This is a genomic window from Vreelandella sedimenti (assembly GCF_013416325.1).
In the GTDB taxonomy this organism is placed as follows: Bacteria; Pseudomonadota; Gammaproteobacteria; order Pseudomonadales; family Halomonadaceae; genus Vreelandella; species Vreelandella sedimenti.
Genome location: NZ_JACCGK010000022.1, coordinates 1 through 15,240, shown reverse-complemented (window position 1 = coordinate 15,240; position 15,240 = coordinate 1). Strand labels below are relative to the sequence as shown.

Annotated in this window: 12 protein-coding genes; 4 read left to right on the top strand and 8 right to left on the bottom strand. The window is 54.2% G+C overall.

From position 1 onward, the window contains the following. Positions 1 to 39: 39 nt before the first annotated feature. Positions 40 to 1,131 carry a chorismate synthase gene (gene aroC / locus HZU72_RS20610; protein WP_180095501.1) on the bottom strand — a complete coding sequence of 364 codons (1,092 nt, stop codon included), beginning with the start codon at positions 1,129 to 1,131 and terminating at the stop codon, positions 40 to 42. A gap of 13 nt (positions 1,132 to 1,144) precedes the next feature. Continuing rightward, complete coding sequence (prmB, locus tag HZU72_RS20605) at positions 1,145 to 2,104, bottom strand: 50S ribosomal protein L3 N(5)-glutamine methyltransferase (protein WP_180095499.1); 960 nt, start codon at positions 2,102 to 2,104, stop codon at positions 1,145 to 1,147. A 175-nt stretch (positions 2,105 to 2,279) separates the two neighbouring features. On the opposite strand from prmB, the gene HZU72_RS20600 reads away from it, so the two are divergent. Then, positions 2,280 to 2,849, top strand: coding sequence for a Smr/MutS family protein (locus HZU72_RS20600; protein WP_180095497.1), 570 nt, complete (start codon positions 2,280 to 2,282; stop codon positions 2,847 to 2,849). Positions 2,850 to 2,852: 3 nt separating this feature from the next. Here HZU72_RS20600 and HZU72_RS20595 read toward each other — a convergent pair whose 3' ends face one another. From HZU72_RS20595 to HZU72_RS20580, 4 genes are all read right to left on the bottom strand, one after another. Next, entirely contained in the window at positions 2,853 to 3,884 is a 1,032-nt protein-coding gene (locus HZU72_RS20595; RefSeq protein ID WP_180095495.1) for a patatin-like phospholipase family protein, read from the bottom strand. Positions 3,885 to 3,898: 14 nt separating this feature from the next. Further along, positions 3,899 to 4,801: an alpha/beta fold hydrolase gene (locus HZU72_RS20590; RefSeq protein WP_180095493.1), complete on the bottom strand. Its 903-nt coding sequence runs from the start codon at positions 4,799 to 4,801 to the stop codon at positions 3,899 to 3,901. Positions 4,802 to 5,054: 253 nt separating this feature from the next. Further along, a complete protein-coding gene (locus HZU72_RS20585; protein ID WP_180095491.1) occupies positions 5,055 to 7,646 on the bottom strand; it encodes an ABC transporter permease in 2,592 nt (863 codons plus the stop codon). Further along, positions 7,643 to 8,443, bottom strand: a complete 801-nt coding sequence (locus HZU72_RS20580; RefSeq protein WP_235976195.1) for an ABC transporter ATP-binding protein — start codon at positions 8,441 to 8,443, stop codon at positions 7,643 to 7,645. The genes HZU72_RS20585 and HZU72_RS20580 overlap by 4 nt, the downstream gene beginning before the upstream one ends. A gap of 76 nt (positions 8,444 to 8,519) precedes the next feature. Here HZU72_RS20580 and HZU72_RS20575 point away from each other — a divergent pair, with 76 nt between their 5' ends. The 3 genes from HZU72_RS20575 to HZU72_RS20565 all read left to right on the top strand — a co-directional run bounded on the left by HZU72_RS20575 (position 8,520) and on the right by HZU72_RS20565 (position 11,928). Further along, positions 8,520 to 9,224 (top strand): arylesterase, encoded by a 705-nt coding sequence (locus HZU72_RS20575; protein WP_180095489.1) that lies wholly within the window; start codon positions 8,520 to 8,522, stop codon positions 9,222 to 9,224. 86 nt (positions 9,225 to 9,310) lie between these two features. Then, positions 9,311 to 10,012, top strand: a complete 702-nt coding sequence (locus HZU72_RS20570) for a transglutaminase-like cysteine peptidase (protein WP_180095487.1) — start codon at positions 9,311 to 9,313, stop codon at positions 10,010 to 10,012. Positions 10,013 to 10,026: 14 nt separating this feature from the next. After that, the gene (locus HZU72_RS20565) at positions 10,027 to 11,928 is read left to right on the top strand and encodes an EAL domain-containing protein (RefSeq protein ID WP_180095485.1); all 1,902 of its coding nucleotides are present in this window, start codon (positions 10,027 to 10,029) and stop codon (positions 11,926 to 11,928) included. A gap of 25 nt (positions 11,929 to 11,953) precedes the next feature. Here the strand turns inward: HZU72_RS20565 and HZU72_RS20560 are convergent, their stop codons facing one another. After that, on the bottom strand, positions 11,954 to 12,274 hold the full coding sequence (locus tag HZU72_RS20560; RefSeq protein WP_022522757.1) for a hypothetical protein: 321 nt from the start codon (positions 12,272 to 12,274) through the stop codon (positions 11,954 to 11,956). Between the two features lie 87 nt (positions 12,275 to 12,361). Then, positions 12,362 to 15,240: type I secretion C-terminal target domain-containing protein (locus HZU72_RS20555; protein WP_180095483.1), on the bottom strand; the 2,879-nt coding region annotated here is incomplete at its 5' end.

The following is a 15,240-nucleotide window of genomic DNA, read 5'->3' as shown; positions in this document are numbered from 1 at the left end:
TTGAGTGTAGCAGTGAACTGCAAACCTCACCGTATTGCGTTAGCGCTGGGATAAACGCGGCGTATCAACGCTCACCTCACTATTCTGGCCGCGATGACGCAGCCAGTGATCCAGCAACGTAATCGCCATCATCGCCTCAGCAATGGGCGTTGCGCGAATACCCACGCAGGGGTCGTGACGCCCTTTGGTAATCACTTCGACGGCCTGTCCATGGATATCGATAGAGCGGCCAGGTGTGGTAATGCTGGACGTCGGTTTTAGCGCTAAGCGAGCCACAATGGGTTGGCCGCTGGAAATACCACCCAGTACGCCTCCAGCATGATTGGAGTGAAAGCCTTCAGGCGTCATCTCGTCACGGTGTTCACTGCCCCGCTGGGCCACACAACCAAACCCTGCGCCTATCTCCACACCTTTTACCGCATTAATACTCATCAAACCATGCGCTAGGTCAGCATCCAGGCGGTCAAACACCGGTTCGCCCAGCCCTACCGGCACCCCTTCGGCAATCACGGTGATCTCGGCACCTACCGAATCCTGATCGCGGCGCAGCTGATCCATATAGGCTTCCAGTTCGGCGACGCGCTCTGGATCGGGGCAGAAAAAGGCATTTTTATCCACCGACTCCCACTGTTTAAAATCAATCTTAATGGGGCCTAGCTGGCTCATATAACCGCGAATCTGAACACCTTGGGTGGCCAAATATTTCTTGGCAATCGCCCCTGCGGCTACTCGCATAGCAGTTTCACGGGCGCTGGAGCGCCCGCCGCCGCGGTAGTCGCGGTGGCCATATTTATGGTGATAGGTGTAATCCGCATGCGCTGGCCGAAACTGCTCTTTGATTTTTGAGTAGTCGTTAGAGCGCTGGTCGGTATTTTCGATTAACAGGCCAATAGAGGTACCGGTGGTCTTGCCTTCAAACACCCCTGACAGGATGCGCACCTGATCAGGCTCTTTACGTTGGGTGGTATGCCGTGAACTGCCCGGCCGACGGCGATCCAGATCGTGCTGCAAATCTGCTTCGCTTAACGGTAACCCAGGCGGACAGCCATCAACGATCGCGCCGAGCGCAGGGCCGTGGCTCTCACCGAAAGTAGTGACGGTAAATAGTTTGCCAAACGTATTGCCAGACATGGCGGTTAGTTCCTCACTGGAAAGACGCCGCATGGGCGTCGAGTTCAGCGGCGCTCAAGGCAAATACGCCCTGGCCGCCACGCTCGAATTCAAGCCATAGGAAAGTCACGTCGGGAAACGCCGCTTCCACATGGCGATCAGAGTTGCCGACTTCTACAATCAGCCAGCCCTCATCGGTTAGGTGTTCCCGCGCTTCACGCAGTATGCGCCGGACAATATCCAAGCCATCGTTGCCTGCCCCCAGTGCCAAGGAGGGCTCATGGCGGAACTCAGCAGGCATGGTGGCCAGGTCACGGGCATCAACATAGGGCGGGTTGGAGACGATGAGATCAAAACGTCGACCTTCCAAGCCGCTGAATACATCCGACTCCACCGCTCGCACCCGGTCTCCCACATCATGGCGGGTAATATTTTGCCGTGCCACGGCCAGGGCATCCTGGCTGATATCAGCAAGCGCCACTTCGCAGGTGGGCAAATAGAGTGCCGTAGCAATGCCGATACAACCGGAGCCAGTGCATAGATCCAGTACGCTAGCGGGTGGCTCTTCGGGAAACCAGGCGGCAAAGCCGTCTTCAATCAGCTCGGCAATCGGCGAGCGCGGAATCAGCACGCGCTCGTCAACGCTAAACGGGTGACCGGCAAAGAAGCTTTCGCCGAGCAGATAAGGCAGCGGGCGGCGGGTGGTAACACGTTCCCGCGCCAAGGCAATAATCCGCTGGCGCTCCACGGGCAGCAGCCGCGCTTCTAGCACACTGGGGTCGATATTCCACGGCAGGTGCAGCGCACCCAAGCAGAGTGCCACCGCCTCATCCCAGGCAGAATCGGTACCATGGCCGTAGTGCAGGCCCGCCAGATAAAACTCGCTGGAGACCCAGCGCAGGTAGTCGCGCAGCGTAAAGAGCTGGCTCACCAGCAACGACTCCGACAGGGAAAGGGTTGAGTGAGAATGCTCAACGTTTAAATGCGTGGTCACAGCGGCTCCTGGTTAACGATAATCATGACTGCAGGCAATAGAAGCTGAGCCATATGACGAATAAAAGATTGTACCTTTCACGCCGCCCGGTTCACAGCAACGCTCAGCCCGCTATACTGTGCTTCTTTAACTGTTTCACCTGTGCTACCCCATTTTTCTGCCACCCGAGCCTGACATGACGCGACACCGCCACCTGCCGAATGATGACGATATCAGTGCCTTCCGCGACGCCTTGAAGGCGGCGGGGGTACGCCCTATCGCCACCAATCAGGCCGACCCAGGCAAACCCAAGCGCGACGTTAAGGCCCATGAAGCACGGCGCAACGCGGCAGTCGAGAGCAGCGCCCCTCAATCCAGCGGGCGCACTTCGGATGGCCGGGTGGAAGCCGTGCGCCCCTCAGAGTACCTCGAGTTCAGCGTGCCCGACTTGCCATGGCGTACGTTTAGCCAGCTAAAGCGCGGCCAAACCGCATGGCAGGCGGGGCTTGATCTGCATGGTTATACGCTGGAGGAGGCCCGCGCGGAGTTGGAGAGTTTTCTGCGTGATTCAGCGGGGCAAGGTCTGCGCTGTGTGCTGGTGGTGCATGGCAAAGCGTGGGGTACCACCTCTGACTTTCCTGTACTCAAAAGCCATACCAATACCTGGCTACGAGAGTGGCCGGGGGTGTTGGCGTTCTGCTCGGCCATCGATATCGACGGTGGCACTGGGGCAGTGTACATCCTACTGCGCAAGCGGAGTCAGTAGCCGTTACTCGGTAGCATCGGAAGCGATACCGGGCATCCGGCGTTCCAGCGCTTCATCTGCCAAATGGCGGCCAAGACGAATCAAATCTCGGCCCCGGTAAAATTCGTAAGTACTACACACTGTTTTGGGGATTTCGATCAGCACATCGGGTGGATACCCCGCCACTTTGTACTTTGCCAACGCCGCCTGGGTAATATCGAATGACTCCAAAATCATATCGAGCTTGCTCCACTCGCGCTTGCCGCGCGCTTCAGTGGTTTCTTCTAGCTCTTTGTCGTCGTTCTCCCCGTTTGCGCCATCACCATTGCCGCCCAGCCCAGCCCACAGTTTTTGGGTAGCAGCACGCACCTCGCCTATCCAACTGCCCATGCGTTGATCGCGGTCGATCTCGCTTTGGGTGCGACTATCGGCGGCTTCCTCCTCTTTGGGCAGTAACTCCTCTAAGGTCACCGGCAATGGGCTATGGGCAGTCACATTAACTGCGACCACAAAGTCTGCTTGGTGCGCGGCTACCATGGGCATAATCGGCAGCGGGTTGAGCAGCCCGCCATCCACCAGCACCTGCTCGCCCAGATGAACAGGGGTTATAACACCCGGCACGGCCATTGAGGCACGAATCGCCTGCAGCAATGGGCCACTTTGAAACCACACTTCCCGTTGCCGCACTAAGTCTGTCGCTACCGTGGTAACGGGGATCGCTAGGTCTTCAATCAGAATATCGCCGACCAGCGCTTCCAGTTTGCTCATGACTTTGCTGGCACGCATCGCCCCCATCGAGCTCCAGGTTACGTCAACCAGCTTGAGCACATCCAGGTAGTCAAGTTGACATACCCAGTCACGGTATTCAGGCAGCTTACCTGCGGCATAAATACCGCCAATCACTGCGCCCATTGAACACCCTGATACGGCAATAATTTCAAACCCCCGCGCCTCCAGCGCCTCGATCACGCCGATATGCGCGTAGCCACGGGCGCCACCGCTGCCCAATACCAGAGCGACTTTATTACCACTGCTCACGTGAGCCAATTCATTCATGCTGCTTTCCTTTCCTAAACGGCACCAGTGTTACCCCAATGAACGCCGATAGCCGAGGCGACTTGCGCCACTGCTCTAGGCTCCAAGTGTAAATGATGCCCCCCCTTGAGCACCTTGCGGGTTAATCCTTTGGCCGCTTGCCGTGCCTCTTGAGCCCATTTTCGCTCGCCTAAAATCCCCTGCTCGCCTTCTATCAATAGCAGCGGAGCGTTAATTTCCGCCAGTAGCGATAGCACTTGCTGCGGAGTAAAACGCACCAGGGACGGCTTAAGTAGCCGGCTGTCGGTGCGCATTTGCACATGCCCGTCGGCAGTAGGCTGGGTGTTACGCTCTACTAACGGTGTTGCCGTGATGCTATCCATCGGTGTAACTCCACCAGCAACACGCGCAGCGACAGCACTCTCGATATCGGGGTAACGCGGCGCTCGTGATAGCGGCCGACGGTAGGCTGTAAGTCCCTTACGCAGCTGGTTGGCAGTCTCTTCAATGGGCGTATTGAGCGCCCCAAGTCCATCAATTAGCGTTAGCCGCTCGACACGCTCAGGTAACGAAGCGGCGAGCAAGCAGGCCACTGCCGCCCCCATGGAATGGGCCAGTAAGCTGGTTTGCTCCAGACCCAAGGACTCCATGGCATCCAACACGTCATGGCAATAGTCCCAAAGGGCATAGTCACCGCCCTGTGGTGCGTGTGCCGAATGACCATGGCCGCGAAAATCCAGCGCCACAATGCGAATATCCAACGCCTCTACCAACAGCGGGGCTAACCGGGTAAAGCTGGCCGCATTATCCAACCAGCCGTGTAAGGCTAACCAAGTTGGGGCGTCAGCATGGCCCCAGCTCAGCGCCGCTAAGCGACCTTGGGCAAGCGAAAGCAGCTTTGGCGCAACAGAGAGCGCTGCCGGGGTGGTGTGGGGCATAAGTAAAAGTCCTGAATAAACAGCTAATAATCCTAAACAAACGGTCGCGTCACTGGGCCAGCAAGATGACGGCGTAGGCGACAAACGTTACCATGCTAGGAATATTTCACCTCAACATAGTGTTGGTGCCGTTATGAAACCACGTCGTGATACCCGCGCCCGTAATATGGTCTTTTTTGTTGCTGTCATCAGCGCCACCGTTGTCGGTTTTTGGCTGGCCCGCTGATTCATAAGTCGTCAAAGCCTCATCGAATTAAGCTTCACCCAGTAGGCCCAGGCTGGCTGCCGGCGCCTGACGACGCAAACCCCGCGAAAGCGCATGCCCAATGACACCGATCAATAGCGCCCCGCCAACGGGAAGGAAAACCCATAGTCCCAGGTGCAAACGCGGGGTAAGATCCAGCAGGTAAATATACAGTACGGCTGAGGTTAGCTCCGCAAGTACTGCGCCCATCAAACCACTGGCAAAACCCAACAGCGCGTACTCAGCTCCCTGTACCCGTGAAATCATTCTGCTGCCTGCGCCAAATACGCGCAGCAGGCCGCTTTCATGGGCACGCACCGGGCGGCTTGCGGTCAGCGCGGCATACAGCACGCTAATCCCTGCCAGTAGCACCAAGGCGAGCACCAACTCCACTGCCCGGGTGACCTGGGCAAGCACATCCCGCACCTGACCTAAAATCGCGTCCACATTAAGCAACGAGACGCCAGGAAAGTCGGTGATCAATTCACGAATCAGTTCCTGTTCCGCCTCTGGCAGGTGAAAAGCGGTAATGTAACTATGGCCAAACTGCTCCAGCACGTCCGGCGGGAAGATGACGAAGAAATTAGGCTGGAAGCTATCCCAATTCAGACTGCGCAGGCTGGTAATTTGGGTAGTGATCTCGTCGCTACCCACCGAGAAGGTCATCTCATCACCAATGCTTAGTCCAAGCCTTTCGGCGAGCCCATCCTCCATTGAGATGGGTACTGGCTCCAACTGTGGCGCTGTCTCCACGGCACTCATCCAACCTTGGCTTTCATCGCTGCTCTCACTGCCTGAGTTGCTACCCAGCTGCGCCGGCGTGAACCACTCGCCAGCCACCACTTGGTTGCCTTCTGGCACTTCAGATTGCCAAGTAAGGTTGAGTTCGCGGCGTAGCGAGTTGTCGCCACGGGCATCCGGCGGCACGGCCTCTCTGGGTGGCTGATCATTGATCGCGATCACTCGCCCACGCACCATCGGGTAGAGGGTGCTTTGGGTTTCCACGCGCGGCGAAACCGCCGCTTCAAAAGGGTCACGCTCGGAGGGCTGAATATTGATGGCAAAGTAGTTGGGCGTATTTTCAGGCAGTTGATCCTGCCAGGTGCTTAGCAAATCGCCACGTACCAAGACAATCATCGCCATGGCAAAGAAGGTCACCGAGAAGGCCAGCAACTGGCCTAGGCCCGCTTGGCGACGCCGTGCCAATTGACGTCCGCCTAAGCGAAGTGCCTGTGACCACTCACTGCGTCCCGAGAACCGCTGCACAGCACGCAATAGGCCGCTAAGCAACAAGGCGCTAATCATCCAAAGCACGCCAAGCAGCAGCGCACCGCCGATCAACAGTCCAATCGCCAGTGGCAGGCTACCCGAGTAGAGCCAAAGCAACCCACCAAACACGATGCTCGCTACGCCGACGACCAGCCAGGCCGATGGAGGCAGTGGATCTAGCTCACGACGCAGTACTTTTAGTGCGCTGACTTGCTTGATACGTAACAGCGTTGGCCCGGCAAATCCAACGAGCACGGCAAGCGCGGTAAAGACCCCCAACCCAAGTGGCATCAGCCCCGGTGGCGGAAGTGTCATGGGTAGAAAACTCACCAACAGCCAAATCAGCACCGCTTGACCAAGAAGGCCAAGCAGCGCTCCGATGACTGCCGCGACCAGTGCCAAGCCGAGTAACTGAAGGGTGAAAATCGTCACTAACTGACGCTGGCTGGCACCAAAACAGCGCAGTAGCGCAGCGGTATCCAAATGGCGCTCGACATAACGCCGGGTAGACATTGCCACGGCCACACCCGCGAGTAATACCGCCGCTAACCCGGCTAATCCCAGGTAGCTTTCTGCCCGCTGTAACGCATTGCCAAGCTGGGGGCGGTCAACGCGAACATCCCGCACCTCTACTCCGTTGCGGCGTAACTCAGCAAGCAAGCTTTGCACTTGATCGAGCGCCTCCGGCGGGCCTGCGGCTAGAATTTCAAACTCAATCCGCGAGCCCTCTTGAACCAGGCCCGTTGCCTCGACATCTGCCGTATTGAGCATCAAGCGCGGGTTAAAACTACCAAAACCACCGGATTGATCCGCTTCGCGCTCGATGATCCCCGTTACTGCCAGTTCAGTTTGACCCACCTGTACTCGATCACCCAGCTCGATTTCGACCAGTTCCATCAAGCGTGGATCCGCCCACGCCTCTCCTGGCGGAGGACCAGAAGCAATTTGCTCGGTGCCATCGCCAAAGTCTACGTAGGAGACACCGTAGTGAGGGTAGACTTCATCCACGGCTTTTAAGCTGGCAGGCTGAAAGCGCCCCTCGCGGCTAATCATCGACACCAAGTCCACTTGGTCGCTAAGCACAAAACCAGCGTTTTCCAAGCGCTCTCTCAGCTCCGCTGAAAAAGGGTCACGCTGCTCTAGCACCAAATCACCGCCCAACATCTGCCCTGCCTGGCGCTCCAGACCGCGCTCTAACCGATCAAGAAAAAACGCAATCATGGTGGAGGCCGCGACAGCCAATACCAGGGCAATAAATAGCGCACGCACATCAGCTGCGCGCAGATCCCGCTTGAGGCTGCGCATCGCCAAACGCCAATTCACATCACTCATTGCGCGCCCTCATCAATCGAAGCGGCAGTTGGCACGATGTTTTCAAGTACGGCTTCTAACTTGCCATGATCTAGTCGCAAGCAGCGATCACAGCGCCGCGCCAAGGCGTGGTCGTGAGTAACCAGTATAAGCGTAGTGCCCGCCTCACGGTTGAGCTGGAAGAGCAGATCAATGACTTGCGCACCGGTATCCGGATCCAGATTGCCGGTGGGTTCATCAGCAAATACCAGCTCGGGGTCGGTCACGAAAGCACGAGCCACGGCAACGCGCTGCTGCTCGCCACCAGAAAGCTGTTTGGGTAAGTGATTCACTCGCTCACCAAGCCCAACACGCTCCAACCACTGAGCAGCGGTTTGCGTTTCCCCGGCGCGGGGCGATAATTCAAGGGGCAACATGACGTTTTCAAGCGCGCTCAAAGTGGGCAACAATTGAAAGTTCTGGAATACAAAGCCTACTCGTCCGGCACGCAGCGCTGCTCGACCATCTTCATCCAAACGGCTTAATGCGTGCCCAAACAGCGTTAGCTCACCGTCGCTCGGCGTATCAAGACCCGCTAATAGCCCCAAAAGCGTTGATTTACCCGCACCGCTCTTACCCAGAATCGCTACACTCTCTCCCGCCGCTACGCTCAGCGACAGGTCGTGTAAGATGGTGAGCGAGCGTTCACCGCTGGTGACTTTTTTAGAAAGTTTGTCAGCGTGCAGCACGGCTTGCCTAACAGCGCCGCGGGGAACATCGGCTACCGCTTGATTGTCGGTAGTAGCTTGGCGCTCACCTTGGGATGCCTCGCTCGACATGGATATATCCGTAGCAGCATTGGCAGCTTTATCTGAGGAACTTGAACTTGAAGAGCTTGAACTTGAGGAATAAGACATGAAGCGTGGCATCCCTATGGCATGGCATGGACTGAACCGCATGGTAACCGGATGGCTAGTGCTGCTGATAGTCACCTTTGCCTCATCGTCTATCAACGCAGAGCCTGTCAACGCAGACATAAACCCAGGCCCCACTCTGCTTGTGATGGGTGATAGCTTAAGCGCCGCTTACGGCATAGAGCGTGATGAGGGCTGGGTGAGCCTACTGGAAGAACGCTTGGCAGGTGATGCCCAAGTCATTAACGCCAGCATTAGTGGTGAAACGACGTCCGGAGGATTACAAAGGTTCACTGACCTTCTCGGACAGCGGGAGCCGGATATTGTTCTCATTGAGCTGGGCGGCAACGATGGTCTACGCGGCTTATCACCCAATCAAATGCAGGCAAACCTAGCCAGTATGATTGAGCAGAGTCAAGACGCTGGTGCTCAGGTGCTGCTGCTGGGGATCGATATCCCGCCTAACTATGGCCAAGCATACCGAGACGCCTTCACCGGGGTTTTCCACTCGCTGGCGGAAGAGTATGACGTTTCCCTAGTGCCTTTTTTATTGGAAGATATCGCCCTGAACGAGGCGTTAATGCAGAGCGATGGCATTCACCCTACCGCCGATGCTCAGCCGATTATCCTCGACAATGTATGGCCCGAACTTGAGCCGCTACTTGATTCCCTATTAGAAACAACGCATCAGGCAACGATTCAATAACCCCAGCCTTTTGACTGAGAGGTGTAGCACTTCCACCCGTCAGCTTGTAATCTTAAGCCCTATTTGGCGGTTACTAACGGCGACTCATGCCTGCATCCTCGCATCACACTCCTACATTCTCGCGTCGACAGTTCTTAGCAACAGTCGGCGCGCTTTGGTTAGGCGCAGGTCTTGGCATTCATCCAACGCCTGCCGCAGCGTTTGATCCGCAACGCCTACGCCAAAGCATGCAGCAACAGTATGGGCAGGCTGGTTTGTCCGTATTAGAGGAGTGGTTTAACCTGCTTCAACAGCTACAAAACCAAGACGTTCAAGCCAAGCTGCGTGGGGTTAATGACTTCTTTAATCGCCGCATCCGGTGGATTGACGATATCCAGGTGTGGGGGCAAGAGGATTATTGGGCTACGCCTTTGGAAGCAATGGGTAAAGGCCAGGGAGATTGCGAGGATTACTCCATTGCCAAGTACATTACCCTTAAACAATTAGGCGTTACTAGCCAGTACCTACGCATGATTTATGTCCGTGCGCGCATTGGGCGTAGTCAAATTACCCAAGCCCACATGGTGCTAGGCTACTACTCGTCCCCAGATGCAGAACCGTTGGTGCTAGACAATATTGTACCGTCTATCACCCCTGCCTCTCAGCGTACGGATCTCGACCCACTGTTTAGTTTTAATAGCGATGGACTTTGGGCAGGTGGTTCTTCTGAATCACGCGCTGACCCATTGGCTCGGCTATCACGCTGGCGCAGCGTCATCGAACGTATGCAAACCCAGGGTTTCATTTAAGAGGAATTGGCACGATGTCACTTATCAAACAACTTTGGATTGCCATTATCGCCCTGCTGCTGCTGTCGTTCATTGGTAGTCTCGCCATTAGTATTACCACTAGCCGCGATTATATCGAACAGGAAGTGCGCATTAAGAACGCAGACAATGCTACCGCTCTGGCGCTTTCAATGAGCCAGCTCGATAAAGACCTTGTCACCCTCGAACTGTTAATCGCAGCTCAATTTGACACCGGCTACTACCGCCGAATCACCCTGCGCAATACGGACGATAGCGTGCTTATTGAGCGCTCAGCCGAAGAGTACAGTGGCGATGTGCCCGCCTGGTTTCGTCAGCTTATTGAGTTTGATGTGCCCAACGGCACCGCGACGATTCAAGATGGCTGGCGACAGTACGGTACGTTGGAGCTTGAGAGCCAACACAGTTTTGCCTACGCCTCTTTATGGCGCAGCATGCTGGAACTCGCTGCCTGGTTTTTACTTGCCGGAGTGATTAGTTTAGCAATTGCTACCGTGATCGTTCGTGGTATTAAGCACCCCCTTTCCCGCGTCGTCACTCAAGCTCAGGATATCAGTGCGCGGCGGTTTACCACTATTAAAGAGCCACGCACGCTGGAGTTACGCCAAGTCACTCAAGCAATGAACGTGCTGTCTGCCAATGTCCATCAGATGCTCAGTCATGAAAGCCATAAGTTGGACGAGTTACGCCGCCATTTGCAGCATGACCGAGTCACCGGTGCGCTGAATCGCGATGTGTTTATGGGTAAGCTTTCGTCTCAATTGGGCAGTGAAGATGCCCGCGCAACAGGCATGTTGATCATGGTTCGCGTCCAGGCATTAGAGTCACTCAACGAGCAGCTCGGCTACGCTGCCACCGACCAACTATTAAATACGCTAGTTACCCAGTTGGGGCAATTGGATAGTGCGTCGGCAGAACCAATGGTAGGCCGCCTTAACGGCAGTGATTTTATCTTTATGCTGCCGCTTATGGATGATGTTGAGGAACTTCGAATTCAGGTGATGGCAGCTTTAGCCGAGGTAGCCGCCACGCAGCCCGACGTGGAGGTTTATCTACCAACGGCGATTGTACCTTATGCTCCACATGATGATCGCGGCACACTGTTAGCCACTCTGGATGACGCTTTGGCACAAGCCGAAAGCCTAACGTCCTTTGAACAGGTAGTCGTGCGTCAGCGCAAGCGTATTTCACTCTACAGCAGCCATGCCGAATGGCGAAATGCACTGGAAGCAGCAATCCTGGTTGGCCCTGAGTTAGCATACTTCCCGGTAGTAGACGCTCACGGAGACATCATCCATTACGAATGCCCGGCTCGCTTACTGCTAGGTGGGGAGTGGCAAACCGCCGGTGTCTTTATTCCCTGGATAACTCGTTTTGAGATGGAGCCAGCGCTTGATTTAGCCGTAGTCAAAAAAGCGCTTGCTAATCTAGAAGATGATCTAAAACCGGTAGGCATTAACCTCTCTGCGGCATCGATCACTAATACACAGTTTGTTAACGAGCTACGGACTCTGTTGGCAGCACACCCACTATTGGCAAAGCAGCTCTGCTTTGAAGTGCCCGCCACGCTTAGCACGCACGCGATTGGCAGCTTACGGGGTCTTTGTACCGCCTTACGTCCCCTTGGTTGTACGTTTGGTATAGAGCATGTAGGGGCAGAATTCACCAAACTTGCAGACTTACACGATGTGGGACTTGCTTACTTAAAAATGGATAGCAGTCTAATTCACCAACTGCATGCTTCAAATGAGCAGCAAACCATCGTCCGCGGCATGGCCACGCTCTGCCATTCACTGGGCATTCAGGTGATAGGAGAAGGCGTCGCAGACGATGAGGAAATAGCCTGCCTGTTCCGTGTGGGTGTCGATGGAGCCACCGGACCAGGCGTACGTCTTTAACGCATAACCGCAATCGACGACGACTCTAGATAGTGTCGTCGTCGCTTAGCAAGCCTACATCATTTTTAACCCGCAAAGACTTACGTTCCATCACTTTCGCCTGTGCAGCTTCAGGCAGGTCAGTGAAAGTGATGACTCCCTTGTTTAGTAACACCTCAAGAATATCTTCTACCACCCTCACAAACGCTAAGTCAGACGCTATAAAGTGTGCGGAGGATCCTGGCTGATCAGCAAGGAATGCCAGTACCTCAGGTGAATCAGGGTCAATCGTTTCGTTGCACTCTGACGTTGGCTCTTTGCTGAGCATCAGGATCTCGCCGGATGTATTGCGTTTGGTGTAGAGCATGATAACCCCCTAAATGAAACGGTTCGCAATCAAGAAAGCCGCCCTTTTCAGGGCGGCCATCAAGCTAATCAGTAGAACAATTATAGATTATTGGTCGATTTTCAGTTGACCATCCGCGATCAGCTTAGCGATCAAATCCTCTCCATTATTGACCCCAAAGTCACTAAAAGATTTACCTTCAAGCGCTATCTGCTGATCAGCACCGCTCGTACTACCTTGAGCGCTGATATTAAGGACGACATTGCCTGCACCATCTTCCTCGGCAAAGATGTACTCGCTACTATCCTCCCCCTTCAGAAGATCAGAGAGGTCGAGTCTGTCAGCATTGTCGTCCTTACCGAACTCTCCCTGAGTGAAGTCCATTACCTGATCTGTAGCCGGCGTGTCAGTGGTGCCCTGATCCCCAAACTCCCACTTGAAGGTATCGGCACCAAGCCCACCAACCAGGATATCATCGCCAGAACCGCCAATTAGCGTGTCATTCCCACCTTGCCCAAACACGATATCATCGCCATCCCCTCCCATCAGAAGATCGTTACCGCCCGTCCCTGTAGCGTTATTAAACTCTTCATGATTTTCGCTGATGTACTGATGGATTTGCTCGGCAGAAACTTGGTTAGGATCTGCGATACCCAGTTGGCCTGCAATATAAGCCTTCATAGCCGGCAAGCCGTTACCTTCTATTCCCGCGAAGGTAACCTGATCTCCAAACAAGATATCATTTCCCTCACCTCCGGAAATTGTGTCATCGCCGGAAGGCAATTGGACATTTTCACCAAGTATGGCATCAGCAAGTTGCTCCGGATCGATATTCGACTGAACTATGCCATCAGAGTCATATGACTGAAGGCTATTTTCATTCAGTTCGTTGCCTAAACCGATTGCATTGACCGAGGACATATCCTCTAGCAGCGCAAACGCTTCCGATGAGTTCTGGACTACCGTATGTGTGGTGCTATTGCCATTACCACCAAGTACAGAAATCTCATAGCCACCTACCCCATCTGGATTGACCTGCCCGATGACTTCACCACTCGTCCAACCACGACCAACCCAACCTACGAAGGGTAGCCATATCCCAGAGTTAAAATTCCAATTAGATACATTACCGTTTACGTCGATGACTTCCCTGTCTTCACCATCAATGTTCATCGAATAAGCTTGACCAGGTACATAATCAATATCATCGATGTTCAAGTTCCAGCGGCTGTCTCCCCTCGAAGCGACAACAACACTCTCCTGTTCATGAGCCTGATAATATGTTGGCAAACCATCGGTAATAAAGTAGGTCAGGTTAGTGCCGGCATTAGCTTGGACAGTATCCGTAGCGAACCAGTTGGCAGTAGTTTTAAATGCATCTTCGTAGTTAGTACCACCACCTTGCTGGAATCCATCTAACACTGTCTGCAGTTTCGACAGCGCTTGTGGATCCGACAGATCAACACTGACATTTCTCCCTGCCTGGGTATCGAACTCTACCAAGAAGATGTTTACTGTGCCGGCGTTATCCTCGCCTACACTCTCTTTAAGAGTATTGAACACTTTGGTTAGCGATGCCTTAGCATTGGCAATATCGGCATTCGACATACTGCCCGATGTGTCTACCATGAACGCCAAATTGTAGTTTTCACCTGGTACTAACTGCAGACCAGCAACATCACCAATAATGATGTCATTTGCACTGGTACCCGTGATGGTATCACCACCGGGTGAACCCACCACGATATTATATTGCTCTACTGCGGTGGTATCAGTGCTTGTTTCACTGTCGATGACTTGCTGGTCTCCAGTAGCATCTTCGTATATCTCGCTGGAAGTTACCGTAGCCGTGATATCAAAAGCTCCGACACTCACCGGCACTTTCATCGTCAACATCAACTGATCGATGCTATCCCCAGTAGGATTAGCCACCAGCCAACTGCCATCCGGCTGCATAACGACACCCTCACCGGTCAGTTCAACTCCAGCTGGGATGTCCGTCAAAATAATATCCGAAAGTACCTCACTGCCATCAGTATCAGTTAACAGGGCAGAGAGTTCGACCTCGATAATGTCATAGCCTGTCTGGGCAATAGTGGTAGTCGCATCACTGGGCAACCTAGTGGAACCATCGCCAAATATAATCCCACGAATGTTGTTGACGCTAATGGTCACACCCGTTGCTAAATCGGTGATGGTTCCGTCATACCCAGAGTTTTGGTGCTGTTCGCCTAGATTAACGGCATAGCTCGTTAACGGCTTGTTTAAGTAGATATAGTCTTTGTCATCACCGTTGATCGAGTTGACTGCTTGGTTACCATTCACCAGCTTATTGAAGTCACCGATGAGCGCAATAACATCAACACCGTTAGTATTATTGTCACTACCAGGGTTTAGGTTGCCATCACTAAACGGTGGTTTGATAACCTCGCCAGTGATTCCTTCAGCACTGATGTCAGAGCCCTCAATAGTGATAGTAGAGCCGTTATGCTCAACCGTGATGACTGAGGCACGTACAGACTCAAGCGTGTCACCCAGCGACACTGAGATAGCGGGTGCATCGGCAACAGGCTTGATATCGATGGTGAGAGTAGCTTCAGTTCCTTCGTTGTGCGCATCAGTGGGTAGGAACTGCAACTGAGCATAGTCAGCTTCCTGGTTCCCTACCCCTTCACCACCATAGCTGTCGAAGCCTGATTCATTAGTGGTTGGCTTAAAGCGCAGTTGCCCAGCATCTATTTCCGCTCTGGAGAAGCTTGCATCCTCAGCCACACTCTGCCACTGACCACTGACATCTTGGAACTCCAATGTTCCAGAGGCTGGCAAATTAGTAATCACAATTCCCTGTTCAGCAGCAGGTGAATCGTCAGTGATATTAAAGTCACTCCATTTCAATACTAAAGCGGTGTCTTCCTCACCTGTTACTTGTCCACCCGCAGCCTCTGGGGCTACATCCACGCCGTAGTCACGCGCAGCGTCGGCGCTGT

Bases quoted from the DNA above. Each gene is read 5' to 3' on its own strand.
- aroC (WP_180095501.1), bottom strand. From the start codon at position 1,131: ATGTCTGGCAATACGTTTGGCAAACTATTTACCGTCACTACTTTCGGT.
- HZU72_RS20600 (WP_180095497.1), top strand. From the start codon at position 2,280: ATGACGCGACACCGCCACCTGCCGAATGATGACGATATCAGTGCCTTC.
- HZU72_RS20595 (WP_180095495.1), bottom strand. From the start codon at position 3,884: ATGAATGAATTGGCTCACGTGAGCAGTGGTAATAAAGTCGCTCTGGTA.
- HZU72_RS20590 (WP_180095493.1), bottom strand. From the start codon at position 4,801: ATGCCCCACACCACCCCGGCAGCGCTCTCTGTTGCGCCAAAGCTGCTT.
- HZU72_RS20585 (WP_180095491.1), bottom strand. From the start codon at position 7,646: ATGAGTGATGTGAATTGGCGTTTGGCGATGCGCAGCCTCAAGCGGGAT.
- HZU72_RS20580 (WP_235976195.1), bottom strand. From the start codon at position 8,443: ATGTCGAGCGAGGCATCCCAAGGTGAGCGCCAAGCTACTACCGACAAT.
- HZU72_RS20575 (WP_180095489.1), top strand. From the start codon at position 8,520: ATGAAGCGTGGCATCCCTATGGCATGGCATGGACTGAACCGCATGGTA.
- HZU72_RS20570 (WP_180095487.1), top strand. From the start codon at position 9,311: ATGCCTGCATCCTCGCATCACACTCCTACATTCTCGCGTCGACAGTTC.
- HZU72_RS20565 (WP_180095485.1), top strand. From the start codon at position 10,027: ATGTCACTTATCAAACAACTTTGGATTGCCATTATCGCCCTGCTGCTG.
- HZU72_RS20560 (WP_022522757.1), bottom strand. From the start codon at position 12,274: ATGCTCTACACCAAACGCAATACATCCGGCGAGATCCTGATGCTCAGC.